This window comes from Microaerobacter geothermalis (assembly GCF_021608135.1).
In the GTDB taxonomy this organism is placed as follows: Bacteria; Bacillota; Bacilli; order DSM-22679; family DSM-22679; genus Microaerobacter; species Microaerobacter geothermalis.
Window position 1 is genome coordinate 1 of the sequence record NZ_JAKIHL010000051.1, and the last position, 19,333, is coordinate 19,333.

Below are 19,333 nucleotides of genomic sequence, written 5' to 3' on the forward strand. Positions count from 1 at the left end.
CTGTTACAACAGATAGGTCATCCTTCATCCCTTAATGGCCCTAATAGCTTGTATCGTGAATGAAATCAAGGGCGAGCGACAGCGAGGGCTTTGCCTTTACCCTTGATGAAATGAGCGATACAAGCTAGCATCCCTCAAGGGATGAAGAACATCTAAAAAAGTGACAGAATCACTGACGTTTTAATATGACATTTTCACTGACGCTTGACACAAGTTCATCTTGGAGTATAATGGATATTTTCTCCACCCGGATTCACATTTAAACATAAAAAAGAGACAGGGCAATTTGACCATGCCCTGTCCCTACACATCAAACAATAATATCCCTTAACTCCAGATATCTTTCTAACTTCCGCTTTACTCTTTGTAGCGCATTATCAATGGATTTCACATGCCGATCCAAATCAACAGCAATCTCCTGATAAGAGCGTCCATCCAAATATAACATAAGGACCTGTCTTTCCAAATCACTTAGAATTTCACTCATTTTTACTTCGATATCATCAAATTCTTCTCGATTAATAATTAATTCTTCAGGATCTGTTACTTTGGGTCCGCATATAATATCCAATAGGGTTCGGTCAGAATCTTCATCATAGATGGGCTTGTCCAATGAAACATAAGAATTAAGAGGAATATGCTTTTGCCGAGTCGCCGTTTTTATAGCAGTAATAATTTGCCTGGTAATACATAATTCGGCAAAGGCTTTAAATGAAGCTAGCTTATCTCCTCTGAAATCTCGAATAGACTTGTAAAGTCCAATCATTCCTTCTTGGACAATATCCTCCCTATCCGCGCCAATAAGAAAATAGGATCTTGCTTTTGCCCTGACAAAGTTGCGGTACTTGTTAATTAAATATTCTAATGCCTCTCCATCACCTTCGTGGACGAAAAAAACTATTTCCTCATCTGAATATTGGTCGAAACCAGACACATTTGTTTCCTTGAGGTCAACGCTCACTTTCATCCCTCCGGCAAAAACAACATTCGATTACAGATATCAATAATTATACATTATGTAATCTTGAAGCGTCAACAAATCTGCTATAATCCCCTTCTCCATTTTTCGAAAATTTTCTCAATTTCTTCACCAAAATCTCTTTTCCAACCCCTCTTTTCTTTGTTTATTTCTTGTATTTTTTTGTGAATTTCACGTTCCGTATGTTCTACCTCATTCAACAACTCTCGAGCCGATTTTCGGAGAGCCCCTGAACCAAAAATGATCCGCTGTTCCAAATAATCGGATGTAGCCACGTAGATCTCCCTCTTACGGTGAGAGAATTTCTTTACCAATTTTTCAATCAACTCATCTGCCGTTTCATCCTTCTTTGTATAATATATGGTCACTTTAAATTCTTTTAAACTTTTTCCCGCCCCCGGTACCTTGTGGGCATCAAATACCACATATACCTTTATTCCAGAAAAGGCCTGATATTCAGCCATCTGCTTTAACAGCATATCCCGTGCATCTTCCAAACTTTCCTGTTTTATATCTCTCAGGTGCGGCCAATCTCCGATGATATTATACCCATCAACGATTAATATTTGTTCCATGGGTACCACCTTCAATTGCCAGAGGGGATCTTTTGTTAAAAACCTCATACATCAGAATGGCTGCTGCAACCGATGCGTTAAGGGAATTGACATGCCCCTTCATGGGAAGACGCACGAGAATATCACACTTTTTCTGATTCAATTGGCTAATCCCTTTCCCTTCACTTCCAATAACAAGTGCTAAAGGCATGTTATAGTCGATCTCCCGATAATCTTTGTCTCCTCCGGCATCGGCACCCACTATCCATAACCCGTTTTCCTTTAATCGATCCAACGTCTGAGCGATATTGGTTACCCGTGTGACAGGAACATATTGTATGGCTCCGGCAGAGGCCTTTGCAACCGTTGAAGTTAACCCAACGGCCCTTCTCTTTGGAATGATCACTCCATGTGCCCCTACAACATCAGCTGTCCTGATCATAGATCCCAAGTTATGAGGATCTGCAATTTCATCTAGGATCAAAAAGAATGGAAAGGTTTCCTTTGCTGTTACCTGTTCCAATAACGCATCAAAATCTGCATATTCATAGGCGGCAATGGAAGCCATTACTCCCTGATGATTATTTCCCTCTGACCACTGATCCAATTTTCTTTTGGGGACTGCTTGAACCACAATTCCCCGTTCTTTTGCTAATTGAATAACGGTTTGCATCTGTCCTTTGCCTGAACCCTCAGATATCCATATTTTATTTATTGGATGATTTGATTTAAGGGCTTCAATGACCGGGTTCTTTCCCATGATCCAATCTTTCATGCAAATCCCTCATTTCCATGATTTCAAAGGCTTTTTTTATTAATTCCATGAGCCGTTTCTCATTCTTCATTAAAAAAAGGTAGCCAATCAGTGCTTCAAATCCGGTGCTGTGCCGATATAACAAGATATCCGTATTTTTGGGACTTGTTTTGGATTTGGTATTTCTTCCCCGCCTGACCACTTCCTTTTCTTCCTCAGTTAATTCATCGTAAAGGAAAGAAAGAATGTAGGCCTGTCCCTTTGCCGAAACATAGTTGGTAGCCGCTTTATGAAGTCTCTCCGGCTTTAATATCCCCAAAGATGCAACCTTCTGCCTGACCAGAACTTCATAAACCGCATCACCAATATAGGCTAAAACCAAAGGATGCAATTGAGAAGGGTGACGGTCTATTTCTATATGCATGTTCTCACCTATTTTCTTTTCCAGCGAACCCCATGCGGAGTGTCCTCTAACACAATTCCCTTAGCCAATAGCATATCCCTGATTTCATCGGCCCTTGCATAATCTTTTTCCTTTCTTGCTTCATTTCTTTCCTGTATCCACTTTTCAATGTCTCGATCAAGAAGACTCTCTTCTTTCATCCATTGAAATCCCAACACTTCTCCCAGCTCATCAAACAGATGCAAATATGATTGGATCGTCTCTTTATGAACCTGTTCCTGTCTAAGGTAAATATTGCTCTCTTTTACCATGTCAAACAAAATGGCGATGGCGTCTGATGTATTAAAATCATCGTCCATCCTTTCAATAAATCTGGTGCGAAATTCATCAATTTTTTCCTTCATCTCGTTTTCTAAAGGATCGTTAACAGCTGTTGCGATACGATGCTTTAGGTTGCTCACTCCTGTCTTTATCCGTTCCAAACCGTTTTTAGCCTGCTGAAGGGAATCATAGCTAAACTGGATGGGATTTCGGTAATGGGTGGAAAGCATAAAAAACCGAATCACTTCCCCTTCAAATTGTTTAAGAAGATCTACGACACGGATGACATTCCCAAGGGATTTAGACATTTTTTCATTATTTATATTAATGTAGCCATTGTGGAGCCAGTATTTGGCCATCATTTTTCCTGTCAGGCTTTCTGTTTGGGCAATTTCATTTTCATGATGGGGAAATGTCAAATCATAGCCTCCAGCGTGAATATCAAAGGTTTCACCAAGATATTTCATCGACATAGCGGAGCATTCAATATGCCAACCCGGCCGACCCTTACCCCAGGGACTTTCCCAGCAGATCTCTCCGGGTTTTGCTTTTTTCCATAAAGCAAAATCCAATGGACTTCTTTTGGATTCGTTCACTTCGATCCGCGAACCAGCCTGCAGCTCTTCGACGTTCTGATGAGACAGCTTACCATACTCCGAGAATTTAGTGGTGTCAAAATAAACGTCCCCGTCAGCCATATAGGCAACACCTTTTTCTATTAGTTTAAGAATAAACTGAATGATCTCATCCATATGCTCCGTCACCCTGGGGTGAACATCGGCTGGAGTAATTCCCAATGCCTTGGCATCTGACTCGTAGGCTTTTATAAATTTCTCGGCAATTACAGGTGCTGGCTCGCCCATTTCTTCAGACGCTTTAATCAATTTATCATCGATATCTGTAAAATTTTGAATATAGGTTACATCATAACCCCGATATTTCAAATATCTTCTAACCACATCGAAAAAAATAACGGGTCTGGCATTTCCGATATGAATATAGCTGTAGACCGTCGGTCCGCAAACATACATCTTTATCCTACCAGGTTCCAATGGTATCAGCTTTTCTTTTTTTCTGCTCAAGGTGTTATACAGTTGTATGCTCATCCTTTTTAGCCCCTTTCTTTAACTTGGCGACTTCACCTTTTAATTCATCAATTTCCTTTTGCATGGACCGAAGCATGTCAGCCACAGGGTCCGGGAGATTCACATGGTCTAAATCGTTCACTTTCACTCCATCCTGAATGACAATCCTTCCTTTGATTCCCACCACCGTGGAGTTTGGCGGGACTTCTTGCAACACAACAGCACCGGCCCCAATTTTGGAATGATCTCCGATTTTAAATGATCCCAATACTTTTGCCCCTGAGGCGATAATCACATTATTTCCGATGGTCGGGTGCCTTTTCCCCTTCTCTTTGCCCGTACCGCCAAGGGTAACCCCTTGATAGAGAGTGACATTATCTCCAATTTCACAGGTTTCTCCAATGACTACTCCCATCCCATGGTCAATAAATAATCTTTTCCCGATGGTTGCACCGGGATGAATTTCTATCCCCGTCAAAAACCGAACAAATTGGGAAATCACCCGAGCCAAAGTATACATTTTTTTCTTCCAGAGCCAATGGGCCAGCCGATATCCCCAAATGGCATGAAGTCCGGAATAAGTTAGAATCACTTCAAATACGCTTCGAGCTGCAGGATCCCTGTCAAATACCGCATCGATGTCATCCTTTAAAGTTTTCCAAAAAGACATGATTATCCTCCTCTCATTTAAAAAGACAAATCAATAAAAAGACCGCCCCTGAATCTCAGAGGCGGGTAACCGCGGTTCCACTCTGTTTAGACCAATCGATCGTTGGTCTCACTCTATCCTTTAACGCAGGGGTACGTCCCCTTTTACTTGCTGTTTTCAAAGGGGCACTCATAGGGGCAATTCCAAAGCTTTGTGACGGATTGCTTCCACCCACGCAATCCTCTCTGGTGACACAATCTGCCTTGTACTTTTCCTAATCATCGTTTTTCCTATTTTACTATTTCATTATAATGATTCACAACGTTTTGTAAACGGGAAACCACCTTTTCTTTTCCCAATAGATATAAAGTCAATGCAAGATCCCGCCCATGAACCTGCCCTGTTGCCGCTACTCTTACTGGCATAAACAAAGCTTTTCCTTTAAATCCCGTCTCTTTTTGAACTTTCTTTAACGCAACTTTGATCTCATCAGCACTCCAATCGGCTAATGGATTGAGATGTTCAATAAATACACGGAGAACGACGGGAACCTGTTCATTCTTCAGAATTTCCAGACCTTCCGGTTCATATTCCACCTCTTCCTTAAAGAACAGGGAAGCAAGGGATACGATTTCAGCACCATAGTGCATTTGTTCCTGGTATAAAGCAATTAATTGTTCGGTCCACTCCTTTTCCTTTTCAGTCAAGTTCTTCTGAACAAAACCTGCTTTTATCAAATGTGGAAGGGATGCCTCAACGACAACAGGCAATGGAGCTTGTTTCATGTAAACATTATTCATCCATTTTAATTTATCTATATCAAATACAGAAGGGCTTTTAGATACACGCTCCAACGAGAAAAGCTGAATCAATTGTTCTTTGCTAAAGATTTCTTCTTCCCCTTCAGGGGACCATCCCAATAGAGTAATAAAATTAAGCAGGGCTTCAGGCAAGTATCCAAGTTCACGATACTGTTCCACAAATTGAATGATGGATTCATCTCTCTTGCTCATTTTTTGCCTGTCCTGATTTAATATTAATGAAACATGGGCAAACTGTGGCATTTCCAATCCCAAAGCCTCATAAATCATCATCTGTCTTGGCGTATTGGAAAGATGTTCCTCTCCACGGATGACATGGGTTATTTTCATCAAATGATCATCGATGGTTACTGCAAAATTATAGGTGGGGGAACCATTGGGCCGTAAAATCACAAAATCGCCGATTCCGTCGGAATCAAATCGAACATCCCCGCGAATCAGGTCATGAACAACATATTCCTTCCCTTCTTCAACCCTAAAGCGGATGGATGGAGTTCGTCCTTCCTTTTTAAAACCCTCAATTTGTTCCTTAGTCAAAAATCTGCATTTCCCTGAATACTTCGGCACTTCTCCCCTTGCTTTTTGTTCTTCCCGTTCGGCATTCAGCTCCTCCTCCGTACAGTAACAGGGATAAGCCCTTTTGCTTGATAACAGCTGATCAACATAGGGCTGATAAAGATGAAGGCGCTCCATGGAGCGGTAAGGACCGTAATCCCCCCCTACATCAACGCCTTCGTCCCATTCTACTCCCAGCCATCTCATACTTTCGAGAAGTTTCTCAGCCGCCTCATCAACATTTCTTTTTTGATCCGTATCTTCAATACGAATAATAAATTTTCCATTTCTATTTCTGGCAAATAAATAATTAAATACGGCTGATCTTGCTCCTCCAATATGTAAATGTCCTGTTGGACTAGGGGCGAAACGTACCCGGACTTCTGCTGCCATGATGAAAGACTCCTTCCTCATTAATGATTGAGAATAATTTTTTCAAAAGTTTACCATAGTTACTTTCTTTTCAGAAGTACTATCGCTTGAGCGGCGATCCCTTCTTCCCTGCCGGTGAAGCCCAATGATTCGGTGGTGGTTGCTTTCACATTGATTTGAGTGGGATTAGCCTTTAAAACCATAGATATATTTTCAATCATGGCCCCAATAAACGGAGCCATTTTGGGTTTTTGGGCAATGATCGTACAGTCAAGATTTGATAACTCAAACCCTTCCTGCTGGGTTAATGACCATACTTTTCCTAGCAACACCATACTGTCGGCATCCTTGAAGGAATTATCGGTATCAGGGAAATGCTTGCCAATATCCCCCTTTCCCAATGCACCCAAAATCGCATCAGCAATCGCATGAAGCAAAACATCAGCATCAGAATGGCCTAATAATCCCTTATCATGGGGAATTTCAACCCCGCCGATGATGCATCTTCTTCCCTCAACCAGCTGGTGAACATCAAAACCTTGTCCAATTCGAAACATATCATTTTCCCTTTCTCTGTTCAATATCCCTTGGGCCACATTTAAGTCTTCAGGTGTCGTTAATTTGATATTATCATAATTTCCCATTACCGTGATCACTCTTTCTCCCAATCTTTCAACCAGCATGGCATCATCAGTCCCAAAGAAACCATCCTCTTTTGCCTGTTGATGGGCCTTGAGCAAGATAGGAAGATGAAAAGCTTGTGGAGTTTGAACAGCCCACAAGCTTTTGCGGTCCAGCGTTTCCAACACCTCCCCGTTTGGGGAGATTCTTTTAACGGTATCCTTAACTGGAATAATGGGAATAACTCCTTTGGCATCATCAAGTTTTACGATCAGTTCAGAAATTAAGGAATGTGATACAAAGGGTCTTGCCCCATCATGGACTAAGACATGATCTGCCTCATCCATGGCCATCAATCCATTTAACACACTTTCTTGTCTCTCTACTCCGCCAGGAACAATCATGGTTACCTTTGAAATTTTATACTCATCAATCATTTGTTTGACAAGACCAATTTCATCTGAAGGTGATACCACAACAATGAAATCAATGTCAGGATGAGATGAAAAAACCCGCAAGGTATGAATCAGTACAGGAACGCCATTCAGCCGTATAAATTGTTTATTCACGCCGGCATTCATCCGTTTTCCTTGTCCTGCAGCAGCAATGATTACTCCATTTTTCAATGAAAATCTCTCCCACAGCGATAAATGATTTATTATAAGGCCTTTTCCAAGATTTTTGGTTTGGCAAATATCATTCGTCCGGCAGATGTCTGCAAGACACTGGTGACTAATACATCCACCTGGGATCCTATAAACTCTCTGCCGCCTTCCACAACAATCATTGTCCCGTCATCCAGATAGGCTACTCCCTGACCATGTTCTTTTCCATCTTTGATAATCTGTATATTCAACTCTTCTCCCGGAAGGACCACCGGTTTTACGGCATTAGCCAGATCATTAATGTTTAAGACAGGTACACCTTGCAGTTCACAAACTTTATTTAAATTAAAATCATTGGTAATCACTTTGCCAGAAAGAATTTTTGCCAATTTGACCAGTTTGCTATCTACTTCTTGTATTTCTTCAAAGTCCCCTTCGTAGATCTGTACATCTATGGGCAGCTCTTTCTGAATTTTATTTAATATATCTAAACCCCTTCGACCTCTGTTCCGCTTGAGCACATCAGATGAATCAGCTATGTGTTGCAATTCTTCCAGGACAAAGGTAGGAATAATTAAAGCTCCTTCAATAAAACCAGTCTTACAGATATCTGCAATTCTGCCGTCAATAATCACGCTGGTATCTAGTATTTTGGGTTCCCCAGTATCCCTTACTCCTTTTTTCCCCAATTTATCTTTATTGGATCGTCCAAGGGAGAAAAGAGACAATATCTCCTCCTTCTTCTTAAAGCCAACTTGGAATCCTAAATATCCTAATAAAACCGATACAAAAAGGGGCAAAAAATCGCCAATGATCCAAAGGGGGATATTATTAATCGGTAAAAATAATAAAAAGGCAACTATAAGGCCAATGATTAATCCTATCGCGCCAAACAAAACATCGGTTACAGGAAGCTTGACCAGTAGATCTTCTCCCCAACGAATGGCATTCACCACAATGTCTACTAACCAAGCCGTAAGGACCAGGAATAAAATGGCGCCGATCAATGCTCCAACATATTGACTTCCCTGAAATTCACCAATATTCATTATAGGATTTAGTAAAAGAAATAGATCAGGACCAAATTGATATCCAAGCCCTGCTCCAGTCAATAGGAAAAAAAGTTGAACAATTTTCTTCAACATATACTCACCTCCTTGTATCAGTATAGACCTTATGTGTAAAATAAAAACTTGGTAATGGAAAAAAAGCGTCACAAGGACGCATTTCTTTCCCCAATCAGATCGTCAAGCAAAGAATTGATCTGGTCTTGGTCAATTCCTTTTGCCAGAACCATTTCACTGACTAGGATCTGTTTTGCATTGTCCAGCATCTTTCGTTCACCAGTAGATAATCCTTTATCTCTATCCCTTAACATTAAGTTACGAACAACATCTGCTACTTCAAGCAATTCTCCACTTTTCATCTTTTCCATATTTGCCCGGTATCTTCTGTTCCAGTTGGTTGTGATGACCGGTTCCTCATCCTGAAAAAGATTTATGACTTGATCAATCATATTTTCATCAACTACTTGACGAAGTCCGATGTTCTTTACACCAGTCAAGGGAATCATTACTTTCATATTCCCAATGGGCATCCGCATCACGTAATACTTTCGACTTTCTCCCAATATCTCCTTCTCTTCTATCGCTTCAATGATTCCAGCTCCATGCATAGGGTAAACTACCTTATCACCGACATTAAACAATAAAGTCACCCCCACCTGAGTATCCAATTTCAGGATATCACACAAAAAAGCCGAATGTCAAATTAAAATTAAAATCTTAGCATAACAATGCAGATTTAGTCAATATAAAATGTGAACAAAATTCTCAAATTGACATGAAAAACTTCATCTGATTACAATGAAACGTATCATTCAATTTTCTGGTGTTTTTGTCAATTATTTTACTTATAAGGGGTGAGTGAGGTTATGTCATTTTTATTTGGCTTGAGGGCCTAACAAAGTATACGTGATACCGACAAAAAAGTTTCAAAAACATGATGAAAAAAACCCTTGGATATGCCAAGGATTTTTTTACATATGAATATCTTCTTCGGCGGGCTCCTTGTACTTTTTCATTTTCCGGAAAATTAACCGAATGCTACTTTGCACACCGTAATAGGCGTATAAAACCAAAGGAAGAAATACAATCTTCGGAAATTGATTGGGAAAACGGGCCGCAACCACTGCTACAACCAAAATAATGAGCGGAGTCACCCAATAAACAGCCTTGGGAATTCCCACCTTTTTAAAATTTGGATATTTGATTCGGCTAATCATCAAATAGGACAGCCCCAGCATCCCGATAGCCAGCCAAAAAGGGGTGAATACCTTTGAGTACAAAGCCATTGTAGCTAATACCCCACCTGCAGCAGTAATTGGTAATCCGACGAAGTATCCCGCATTTCCGGAAGAAATGTTAAATTTGGCCAATCGCAGCGCCCCACATATAGGAAAAATTCCTGCAAAAATCCATCCCATCGGACCCATATCCTTTAATGCTACCACGTACATAATCACAGCTGGGGCTACACCAAATGATATGACATCAGATAACGAATCCAATTGCTTTCCAAATTCACTCTGCACTTTTAATATTCTGGCCAAACGCCCATCCAGTCCATCAAGTAACATTCCGACAATCACAGCAATCGCCGCATATTGTGGTTCCCCTTCAAAGACCAAGATAATTGATACCATACCAAGAAATAAATTACCTAATGTAAAAATATTGGGTATTGCTTTAAAAAACATATTCTTCCTCCTCTCCTTCGCTTGTTCCGGTGAAATAGGCCCACCTTGATCAGATATGCCTATCGATAAAAACCTGTTCCTGTATTCTCTTTAAGCCTTCCTTAATCGCCCTTGCCCTTACTTCACCTATTCCATCTACTTCATCCAATTCCTCTATCGTTGCCATCATAATTTGCGGTAAATGATGAAAACGTTCAATTAAGTTTTCCAGAATAGCAGAAGGCAACCGGGGAATTTTGCTTAGGAGACGATACCCCCTGGGGGAAACGGGCTCCTCTTGTATGTTTATGCTCCCCGTATAACCTAATAACCGAACGATTGTATGATTTTCCAACAATTCATCTGAGGATAGTTTGTGAAGTTCAGTTAGCACATAATTTGATGAAGTGTTAGACGACTTACAGTAATCTTGGATTAGCAAACTGGCTTCTTCCTCTGTATTAGAGACCAGCTCCTCCAATTGCATACTGATTAGCCGGCCTTCCGTCCCCAATTCATTGATATACTTCTCTATTTCTGCCTTGATACGCAAAACCATTTCTATTCGCTGTATAACAAGGGCCACTTCCTGTAAAGTAACAAGTTCTTCAAATTCTAAAGCCCCGAGGTTGGTTAATGCCTGGTTTAATACTGATTTATATTTTTCCAAAGTTTGAATGGCCTGATTAGCTTTTGTTAAAATGACCCCCATATCTTTGAGAGCATAGCGGAAATTTCCTTTGTACAAGGTTATGACATTTCTCCTCTGAGATATGGAAACCACCAACTTTCCGGTTTGCTTGGCCAAACGCTCTGCTGTTCGATGTCTGATTCCTGTTTCTGATGAAGGAATAGAAGAGTCAGGGATAAGTTGAGTATTAGCAAATAATATTTTTTTTCCATCATCACTTAAAATAATGGCCCCATCCATTTTCGCCAATTCATATAAAGAAGCCGGTGAATATTCACAGTCTATACGAAATCCACCATCTACCAATTCCATGACTTCCGGGCCGTAACCAACCACAATCAAGCCGCCTGTTTTTGCCCTTAATACATTATCAAGCCCAGTCCGAAAAGGCGTTCCCGGAGCAACAAATTGTAAAATTTCTCTCATAAATTTATCATTTTTTATCTCTTCCACACGATTAACCCCCTATAGCCACATCCAAAGCATCTCCAACCGAATGAACACCTATTATATCGATATCAGAAGGAATTTCCCATCCCCATCTATTTTTTTCTGGGATAATGATTCGCTTAAAACCCAATTTTTTGGCTTCATTTACCCTTTGTTCTATTCTTGAGACACCTCTTACCTCACCGGTCAAACCAACCTCACCAATGATCACATCCTTAGGATGTGTTGGTTTATCTCGAAAACTAGAAGCAATGGCAACAGCAATGGAGAGGTCAATGGCAGGTTCATCTAACCGGACTCCCCCGGCAACGTTAACAAAGGCATCTTGATTTTGGAGTAAAATCCCTACCCTCTTTTCTAATACAGCCATTAAGAGGGAGACTTTATGGTGATCAACCCCAATTGCCATTCGCCTTGGTTGTCCAAATCCTGATGGAGAGATTAACGCTTGGATCTCAACCAATACAGGACGGGTTCCCTCCATACTGGCTACTACTGTTGATCCGGCCACTCCAATGGGTCTTTCTGATAAAAAAATTTCCGAAGGATTATGAACCTCCTGAAGACCAGATTCTTTCATCTCAAAAATCCCTATCTCGTTAGTTGATCCAAATCGATTTTTCACCGCTCTTAAAATTCGATACATATGGTGCCTTTCTCCTTCAAAATAAAGAACAGCATCCACCATATGTTCCAACAAACGCGGGCCCGCAATATCTCCTTGTTTGGTAACATGGCCGACAATGAAAGTAGCAATTCCCCTGGTCTTGGCCATTTTCATTAAGTGGGAAGTACATTCCCTGACCTGGGTCACACTTCCCGGTGCAGATGGAATGTCGGGATGATAAATCGTTTGTATAGAATCCACAATCAGCAAATCTGGATGCAATCGATCTGTCTCTTCCAAAATTGATTCAACATTCGTTTCAGAAAGAACAAATAAATGGGAATGTCTCACATTCAATCGTTCTGCCCGCAATTTGATCTGGCGTATGGATTCCTCACCTGACAGATATAGCACTTTTTTTCCGTGTAAGGCAACGGATTGGGACATCTGAAGTAGTAGAGTTGACTTTCCGATTCCGGGATCTCCACCCACCAAAATCAAGGAGCCTGGAACAATTCCTCCTCCCAAGACTCTGTTTAATTCCCCAATTCCTGTGTCAAATCTCGGCATGTCTTCCCTATCTATTTCTGTAATTGGTTGAGGAACCCCCTTTTCTTCTAACCAACGTCCAGACCTGCCTGATTTCCCCTTTATTTCTTTTTCTTCCACCATGGTATTCCATTGTAAGCATCCCGGACATTTTCCCATCCATTTGGGGGATTCATAGCCACATTGTTGACACGCAAATTTTGATTTATACTTTGCCATTTCCCGCCTCACCTGTCACCCATCCAATATATTTCTCTGCATACCATATTATATTATTATAACAGACGAATGGAAAAAAGAGCAGAAAAAGCAAAGCATTATTATAGGAAGTAAAGCATGATCGCAAACGAGCAAATGAAAGACGGATGATACACATCCGTCTTTATCAAACACGAATTATGAAGTTGAGGTGACGGGTTCTATTCGAGTGACGGTTAATCTCCCTTCATCGTCTACATCAATTTTTAAGGTGTCACCTTTTTTAACATTGCCCTGTAATAGCTCCTCCGACAATTTATCTTCAATATATTTCTGAATTGCCCGGCGCAGAGGTCTTGCCCCATAGTTGGGATCAAACCCTTCCTTAGCCAGAAAGGCCTCTGCTTTATCTGTTAAGGTAAAATCAATTTGTTGTTCCCTCAATCTTTTTCTCAGTTCTTCTGACATGAGAGAAACGATCCTGCGGATATGTTCTTCCTTCAGGGAATGGAAGACAATCACTTCGTCAATCCGGTTTAGGAATTCTGGACGGAAGCTACTTTTTAATTCATTCATCACTTTATCCTTCATATCTTCATAGTCTTTATTGGGCTCACCTGTAGTAAATCCCAGGGTACTTCCCTTTTTGATGGTAGTGGCACCCACATTGGAAGTCATGATAATAACGGTATTTCTAAAATCAACGGTTCTCCCTTTTGAATCGGTCAATCTTCCGTCCTCAAGTACCTGAAGGAGGATATTAAATACTTCAGGATGTGCCTTTTCAATTTCATCCAAGAGAACAACTGAATAAGGTTTTCTCCTTACTTTCTCTGTTAATTGCCCGCCTTCTTCATATCCAACATATCCTGGAGGGGCACCGACTAAACGAGCGGTAGAATGTTTTTCCATGTACTCGGACATATCGATACGAATAATCGCATCTTCATCACCAAATAGGCTCTCAGCCAACGCTCTGGCTAATTCGGTTTTTCCTACACCAGTTGGACCTAAGAAGATAAAAGATCCAATAGGACGCTTGGGATCCTTCAATCCTGCCCTTGCCCTTCGAACAGCCCTTGATACGGCTTTGACCGCTTCATCCTGACCAATTACTCGCTGATGCAGAATTTCTTCCATCTTCAATAATCTTTCTGTTTCTTCTTCCTTTAATTTATTCACAGGAATTCCGGTCCAGCTAGCAACGATTTGAGCAATATCTTCTGCTGTAACTTCAGAATCCGTTTGTCCCTGCTGCTCCTTCCATTTCCTCTTGGTCTGCTCCAATTGGTCTCTTAGTTTTTGCTCTTTATCCCTTAGAGATGCAGCCTTTTCAAATTCCTGACTTTGAACTGCAGCATCCTTCTCTTTTTTAATTTCTTCCAGGTTCTGTTCCAGTTCCTTCAAATTGGGGGGAACAGTATAAGCACTTAATCTCACTTTAGAGGCCGCTTCATCAATTAAGTCTATGGCTTTATCCGGTAAGAAACGATCGGAAATATAACGGTCTGACAATTTCACCGCCTGCTCAATCGCTTCATCGGTTATTTTCACGCGATGGTGTGCCTCATATCGATCCCTTAAGCCCTCAAGTATTTTTATCGCTTCCTCAGCAGATGGCTCATCTACTTGGATCGGTTGAAATCTTCGTTCTAAGGCAGCATCTTTTTCTATATATTTACGATATTCATCTAGGGTTGTCGCTCCAATGCATTGGAGCTCCCCTCTTGCCAAAGCGGGCTTAAGAATATTTGAAGCATCAATAGCCCCTTCTGCCCCACCAGCCCCGATCAAGGTGTGAAGCTCATCAATAAACAAGATAATGTTGCCGGCATGACGAATTTCATCCATGATTTTTTTCAAACGGTCCTCAAATTCCCCTCGATATTTGGTGCCAGCTACTACGGTTCCCATATCCAAGGTCATCACTCGTTTTCCCCGAAGAGTTTCCGGTATCTCATTATTTACAATTCTCTGGGCTAAGCCCTCAGCAATGGCTGTTTTCCCAACCCCCGGCTCTCCAATTAACACGGGGTTATTTTTTGTTCTTCTGCTGAGAACTTGAATAACCCTGTCTATTTCCTTCGCCCTTCCAATTACAGGGTCCAGTCCATGATCCTTAGCAATCGCAGTTAAGTCCCGTGCCAAGCTATCCAATGTAGGAGTACTTGCCGAAGGGTTTCCTGCTTGGGTTTGGCCAGCCATCGCTTCACTGCTTCCCAACAACTGCAATACTTGCTGTCTTGCTTTATTTAAGCTGATTCCAAGATTATTCAGAACTCTTGCGGCAACTCCTTCCCCTTCCCGGATAAGGCCCAGTAAAATATGCTCAGTACCTACGTAGGTGTGCCCCAGTTTTCTAGCCTCATCCATGGACAATTCAATCACCTTTTTTGCCCTGGGAGTGTAATTAATATTTGTAGGTTGCTGACCGCCACGACCTATGAGAGATTCTACTTCATCCTGTATCTTTTCTAACCCTAATCCCAATGCCATTAAAGCTTTTGCAGCAATGCCTTCTCCTTCCCTAACCAATCCAAGCAATATATGCTCGGTACCGATACTGGTATGGCCCAAACGAACCGCTTCTTCCTGGGCAAGAGATAATACTTTTTGAGCCCTTTCGGTAAATCTTCCAAACATCATAAGAATCCACCTCCATTAATTCATATTTTCCATCTGTAACCTTTCACGTATTAACTTTGCTCTTCTTTCATCCCTTTGTTCCGGGGATAAGATGCCTCCGGCATACTGCTGTAAAAATCCCGGTTGAATCATGATCATTAATTCATTTAACACGGTCGGAGAAACATTTTTTATCATCCCCAAATCTATTCCCAATCTTACATCAGATAAACGTTGACTTGCTTCTTTTGACTCCATCACTCTGGCATAGGATAAAATTCCATATGAGCGAAAAATCCGGTCTCTGATGTGAAGTCCTGAATTTTCCATTAAGTTCTTTCTAGCTTGTCGTTCATGTTCAATTATTTGCTTTACAACACTATACAGATTGTCTACGATTTCATCTTCTGATTGTCCCAGGGTAATCTGGTTAGAGATTTGGAACAGATTTCCCATCGCTTCGCTTCCCTCTCCATATAATCCTCTAACAACAAGGCCTACTTGATTAATGGCAGATAAAATCCGGTTAATTTGCTGTGTAATAACCAGGGCCGGTAAATGCATCATGACTGATGCTCGCAAACCGGTTCCTGCATTGGTGGGACAACAGGTTAAAAATCCTCTTTGTTCATCAAATGCATAGTTTAGATGTTCCTCAAAAATATCATCAATCTTATCGCTTAACTTCTTTGCCTCTTTCAGTTGAAGGCCTGGAAATAAACATTGGATTCGAAGATGGTCTTCCTCATTGATCATGATGCTGATCGATTCATCGTCGCTTAATATAACGGCCCCTTTTCGTGACTCTGACGCAAGGTTGGGACTAATCAGATGCTTTTCTACTAGAACCCTTTTTTCTAAGGGAGTAAGCTCTTCCATTTTGATCAATTCAAGTTTTTCATCAAATTTAGCTGATTTTAATATGTGTTCTATTTTTTGAAGCACTTCTTCTGCTTGACTGTCCGTCGCCAAAAATGGAAATGGTAAACTTTTAATGTTTCTGGCTAATCGAATTCGGCTGCTGATAACAATATCTGATGCTTCCCCTTCACCGCTCATCCAATTGCTTACCGCATTATTTATAAATTTTTGCAAGTCCATATAAACACCTCCTGCCATTTTAAAGATGATCTTGGGAAATGTTTTTTTCCAGATCGCGAATCCTGTCACGTAATTGGGCAGCCCGTTCAAATTCTTCTCTTGCTATGGATTGCTGCAATTCCTGTTTTAATTTTTCCAATTCCCTTTTTAATTTAATTGCACCACCGGAACGGGCGGGAACTTTTCCGCTGTGGGATGTGTTCCCATGAATTCTTCGGAACAACGGATCCAATTGGTGTTTAAAATATGAATAACAGTCACTGCAACCAAATCTTCCGCCCTTAGTAAACTGGCTATATGTTAATCCGCATGTCTTACACTGGAGTTGATGATAGCTAGTTGCTTCCCCATAGCTTGGATTGGGTTCAAAATTGAGCAATCCTGATAACAAATTATGAATTGAGAAACCATTTGAACCCCCTGGAAGTAATTCGCCCTTTTCTCTAGCACAATTTTCACACAGGTGAAATTCCGTCTTTTGTCCATTTAGTATCTTGGTAAAATGTAAAGTTGCCGGTTTCTGCCCACATCCTTGGCAAATCATATCTCCACCTCCTAAGAAATTCGAAATATTGTAGCAACCATGGCCCTTAGCAAATTGGCTCTAATTTGATCCCTGACCGGCATATTAAATGGTAGAATCTGCCTTGAAATAGCTGCTTTCATAATTTGAGCTTCCCTGAGATTAACCAGCTTGGCGTACAACATATGATCTATAATATCTTCTGCCGCAGCTTGGGAAATCCCCTCCCCGATATGTTCCATAAGGGTTGAATACAATTCATTTCCGTCATCTGTTTCCAAGCGGCAAATTCGGATATAACCACCTCCACCTCTTTTACTCTCAACAATATATCCCTTTTCAATCGTAAAACGAGTACTGATCACATAGTTAATTTGTGATGGAACACAATTAAACTGTTCCGCCAATTCGCTTCTTTGTATTTCTATATACCCTTCTTTACTTTTCATTAAAATATCCTTCAAATATTTTTCAATCATATCGGAGACATTCCGCAATAGGTTCACCTCCCGATTTGACTTTGACTATCTTTGACCTTCATAATTTATTATATCCACATTTTTGATAAAAATGCAAGACCCTTTTTTAGCCTAGGATCAAAGGAATCAATTCATCAAAATGTTGGATGATCACATTTGCCTCTTTCAATTCTTCATCATTGGCAAAACCATAATCACACCCAATGGTAAACAGGTGGTTTTTTTTCCCTGCTATTATGTCTGATTTCCGATCCCCTACCATGACACTGGATCTCAACTGATAATCTTTCACTAATTTTTTTACTAATTCTTCCTTGTGATAAATTTGAAATCGGCCAGCACTATATAAGTCCTTAAATAGATGATAAATGGAAAGAGACTTACAAACTCCCCGTATGTAATCATCTAATCCATTACTTGCAACGAACAGCGCTAAACCAGATGCATTAAGTTCTTTTAAGGTTTCTAAGACGCCGGGATATAATTCACCTTTTCCTTCATCCAATATTTGTAACTCATATTCCAACATCAGATGATTGGCCAAATGTTTTATTTCATATGAGGCGTTTGGTAGTAGCCCATCCCAAATTTTATCTAAAGTAAAGCCAAGCCATGATATTAATTGATCTTCGGAAGGAGTCTCACCGTTATACTTACCATCTTTTCTCAAGTGATCAAATGTCATTTTAAAAGCGGGAACTGCAACTTTTTCCGTTTGTAGCAAGGTTCCATCCATATCAAAAATAACACTGTCATATTTAAGCATATTTTTCCCCTCTGCTTTCTACAAATTCTTAAAATTTAAGGAATTTGTTTGAAAAATGTGTGATAATCATTTATTTTTCTGTTTTTCCCTATATAATGTTTCTGAACGATAGTAAAAAACTTTATTCGTATGAAGTGTTTTAACATAACACTCCCACTAAACCTCACTCAGGAAGGAAGATAAGGTATGAAAATGAAAGGTATTTTATTTTCTATTGTTTTTATTTTTGCAATTATTGTGCTGTCATACTCCTTGCTTCAACCATCACCCGTTCAAGAAAATTTTGATCAAAACAAAATTCCTTACAAACTAGGAGATTTTTCATTGGTAAATAAGATCGAAGGGCCTCAAGCCATGGAACAAATCAGATATCTTCATGGAAAAGAAATTCCTATTGATAATGCTTTTATATTAGAATATCAAGGAAGAAACGGACACGCTACCGTTTGGATTTCTGAATCAAATGAAGAGGGAAATGCAGAAAAATTATTTCGGCGTATGAATGGACTTATGGACAACAGCAAAGTTTATACCAATCATAAAGAAATAACCATAGACGGAATAACTCTTCAATATGTCTATGGAATGGAAATGGACAATTACTACTATTTTAGTGGAAATCAAGTAATTTGGATATCATTAGTAGGAGATAAGGAAAATTTATTCTTAAAAGATGCAATAAAATGGTTTTGATTCATTTGTAAAAGAAAATATCCATGTGAAAAGCCAGGTTGGAAATGCAATCCAACCTGGCCTTTACATGCCTGGCAACGTCCTACTCTCCCAGGACCTCCCGGTCCAAGTACCATCGGCGCTGGAGGGCTTAACGGTCGTGTTCGGGATGGGTACGCGTGTATCCCCTCCGCCATCATCACCAGACTTCTATAC

General features: G+C 40.4%; 19 protein-coding genes, 1 rRNA gene and 1 other annotated feature. Of the genes, 1 reads left to right on the top strand and 19 read right to left on the bottom strand.

Translation table 11 applies throughout. The features are described from left to right. Window positions 1-310: 310 nt before the first annotated feature. The 18 genes from sigH to L1765_RS14660 all read right to left on the bottom strand — a co-directional run bounded on the left by sigH (window position 311) and on the right by L1765_RS14660 (window position 18,445). On the bottom strand, window positions 311-961 hold the full coding sequence (gene sigH, locus L1765_RS14575) for an RNA polymerase sporulation sigma factor SigH (RefSeq protein WP_236408221.1): 651 nt from the start codon (window positions 959-961) through the stop codon (window positions 311-313). Window positions 962-1,044: 83 nt separating this feature from the next. Beyond that, a complete protein-coding gene (locus L1765_RS14580) occupies window positions 1,045-1,554 on the bottom strand; it encodes an NYN domain-containing protein (RefSeq protein WP_236408222.1) in 510 nt (169 codons plus the stop codon). After that, complete coding sequence (rlmB, locus tag L1765_RS14585) at window positions 1,532-2,308, bottom strand: 23S rRNA (guanosine(2251)-2'-O)-methyltransferase RlmB (protein WP_236408223.1); 777 nt, start codon at window positions 2,306-2,308, stop codon at window positions 1,532-1,534. Before rlmB ends, L1765_RS14580 begins: the two co-directional genes overlap by 23 nt. Then, the gene (locus L1765_RS14590; protein WP_236408224.1) at window positions 2,271-2,711 is read right to left on the bottom strand and encodes a Mini-ribonuclease 3; all 441 of its coding nucleotides are present in this window, start codon (window positions 2,709-2,711) and stop codon (window positions 2,271-2,273) included. The genes rlmB and L1765_RS14590 overlap by 38 nt, the downstream gene beginning before the upstream one ends. Window positions 2,712-2,719: 8 nt before the next feature. Beyond that, a complete protein-coding gene (gene cysS / locus L1765_RS14595) occupies window positions 2,720-4,117 on the bottom strand; it encodes a cysteine--tRNA ligase (protein WP_236408225.1) in 1,398 nt (465 codons plus the stop codon). Further along, the gene (cysE, locus tag L1765_RS14600) at window positions 4,098-4,766 is read right to left on the bottom strand and encodes a serine O-acetyltransferase (protein ID WP_236408226.1); all 669 of its coding nucleotides are present in this window, start codon (window positions 4,764-4,766) and stop codon (window positions 4,098-4,100) included. The genes cysS and cysE overlap by 20 nt, the downstream gene beginning before the upstream one ends. A 54-nt stretch (window positions 4,767-4,820) precedes the next feature. After that, window positions 4,821-5,036, bottom strand: a binding site (T-box leader). Further along, window positions 5,036-6,514, bottom strand: coding sequence for a glutamate--tRNA ligase (gltX, locus tag L1765_RS14605; RefSeq protein ID WP_236408227.1), 1,479 nt, complete (start codon window positions 6,512-6,514; stop codon window positions 5,036-5,038). It overlaps the preceding feature by 1 nt. A gap of 59 nt (window positions 6,515-6,573) precedes the next feature. Continuing rightward, a complete protein-coding gene (locus tag L1765_RS14610) occupies window positions 6,574-7,740 on the bottom strand; it encodes a bifunctional 2-C-methyl-D-erythritol 4-phosphate cytidylyltransferase/2-C-methyl-D-erythritol 2,4-cyclodiphosphate synthase (protein ID WP_268928952.1) in 1,167 nt (388 codons plus the stop codon). Window positions 7,741-7,772: 32 nt separating this feature from the next. Continuing rightward, the gene (locus tag L1765_RS14615; protein ID WP_236408228.1) at window positions 7,773-8,864 is read right to left on the bottom strand and encodes a PIN/TRAM domain-containing protein; all 1,092 of its coding nucleotides are present in this window, start codon (window positions 8,862-8,864) and stop codon (window positions 7,773-7,775) included. Window positions 8,865-8,932: 68 nt separating this feature from the next. After that, window positions 8,933-9,436 (bottom strand): CarD family transcriptional regulator, encoded by a 504-nt coding sequence (locus tag L1765_RS14620; protein ID WP_329610053.1) that lies wholly within the window; start codon window positions 9,434-9,436, stop codon window positions 8,933-8,935. 321 nt (window positions 9,437-9,757) lie between these two features. Next, window positions 9,758-10,477 (bottom strand): CDP-diacylglycerol--serine O-phosphatidyltransferase, encoded by a 720-nt coding sequence (gene pssA / locus L1765_RS14625; RefSeq protein WP_236408230.1) that lies wholly within the window; start codon window positions 10,475-10,477, stop codon window positions 9,758-9,760. A 49-nt stretch (window positions 10,478-10,526) separates the two neighbouring features. After that, window positions 10,527-11,573: a DNA integrity scanning diadenylate cyclase DisA gene (gene disA / locus L1765_RS14630; RefSeq protein ID WP_268928953.1), complete on the bottom strand. Its 1,047-nt coding sequence runs from the start codon at window positions 11,571-11,573 to the stop codon at window positions 10,527-10,529. Window positions 11,574-11,604: 31 nt separating this feature from the next. After that, a complete protein-coding gene (radA, locus tag L1765_RS14635; RefSeq protein ID WP_236408232.1) occupies window positions 11,605-12,972 on the bottom strand; it encodes a DNA repair protein RadA in 1,368 nt (455 codons plus the stop codon). 177 nt (window positions 12,973-13,149) lie between these two features. Continuing rightward, window positions 13,150-15,597, bottom strand: coding sequence for an ATP-dependent protease ATP-binding subunit ClpC (gene clpC, locus L1765_RS14640; RefSeq protein ID WP_236408233.1), 2,448 nt, complete (start codon window positions 15,595-15,597; stop codon window positions 13,150-13,152). 15 nt (window positions 15,598-15,612) lie between these two features. Continuing rightward, a complete protein-coding gene (locus tag L1765_RS14645; protein WP_236408234.1) occupies window positions 15,613-16,677 on the bottom strand; it encodes a protein arginine kinase in 1,065 nt (354 codons plus the stop codon). A gap of 19 nt (window positions 16,678-16,696) precedes the next feature. Further along, complete coding sequence (locus tag L1765_RS14650) at window positions 16,697-17,221, bottom strand: UvrB/UvrC motif-containing protein (protein ID WP_236408235.1); 525 nt, start codon at window positions 17,219-17,221, stop codon at window positions 16,697-16,699. An 11-nt stretch (window positions 17,222-17,232) separates the two neighbouring features. After that, window positions 17,233-17,697, bottom strand: a complete 465-nt coding sequence (locus tag L1765_RS14655) for a CtsR family transcriptional regulator (RefSeq protein ID WP_236408236.1) — start codon at window positions 17,695-17,697, stop codon at window positions 17,233-17,235. Window positions 17,698-17,785: 88 nt separating this feature from the next. Then, the gene (locus L1765_RS14660; RefSeq protein WP_236408237.1) at window positions 17,786-18,445 is read right to left on the bottom strand and encodes an HAD hydrolase-like protein; all 660 of its coding nucleotides are present in this window, start codon (window positions 18,443-18,445) and stop codon (window positions 17,786-17,788) included. A 186-nt stretch (window positions 18,446-18,631) separates the two neighbouring features. Here L1765_RS14660 and L1765_RS14665 point away from each other — a divergent pair, with 186 nt between their 5' ends. Continuing rightward, a complete protein-coding gene (locus L1765_RS14665) occupies window positions 18,632-19,138 on the top strand; it encodes a hypothetical protein (protein ID WP_236408238.1) in 507 nt (168 codons plus the stop codon). Between the two features lie 69 nt (window positions 19,139-19,207). Here the strand turns inward: L1765_RS14665 and rrf are convergent. Continuing rightward, window positions 19,208-19,324 (bottom strand): 5S ribosomal RNA (gene rrf / locus L1765_RS14670). Window positions 19,325-19,333 lie beyond the last annotated feature (9 nt).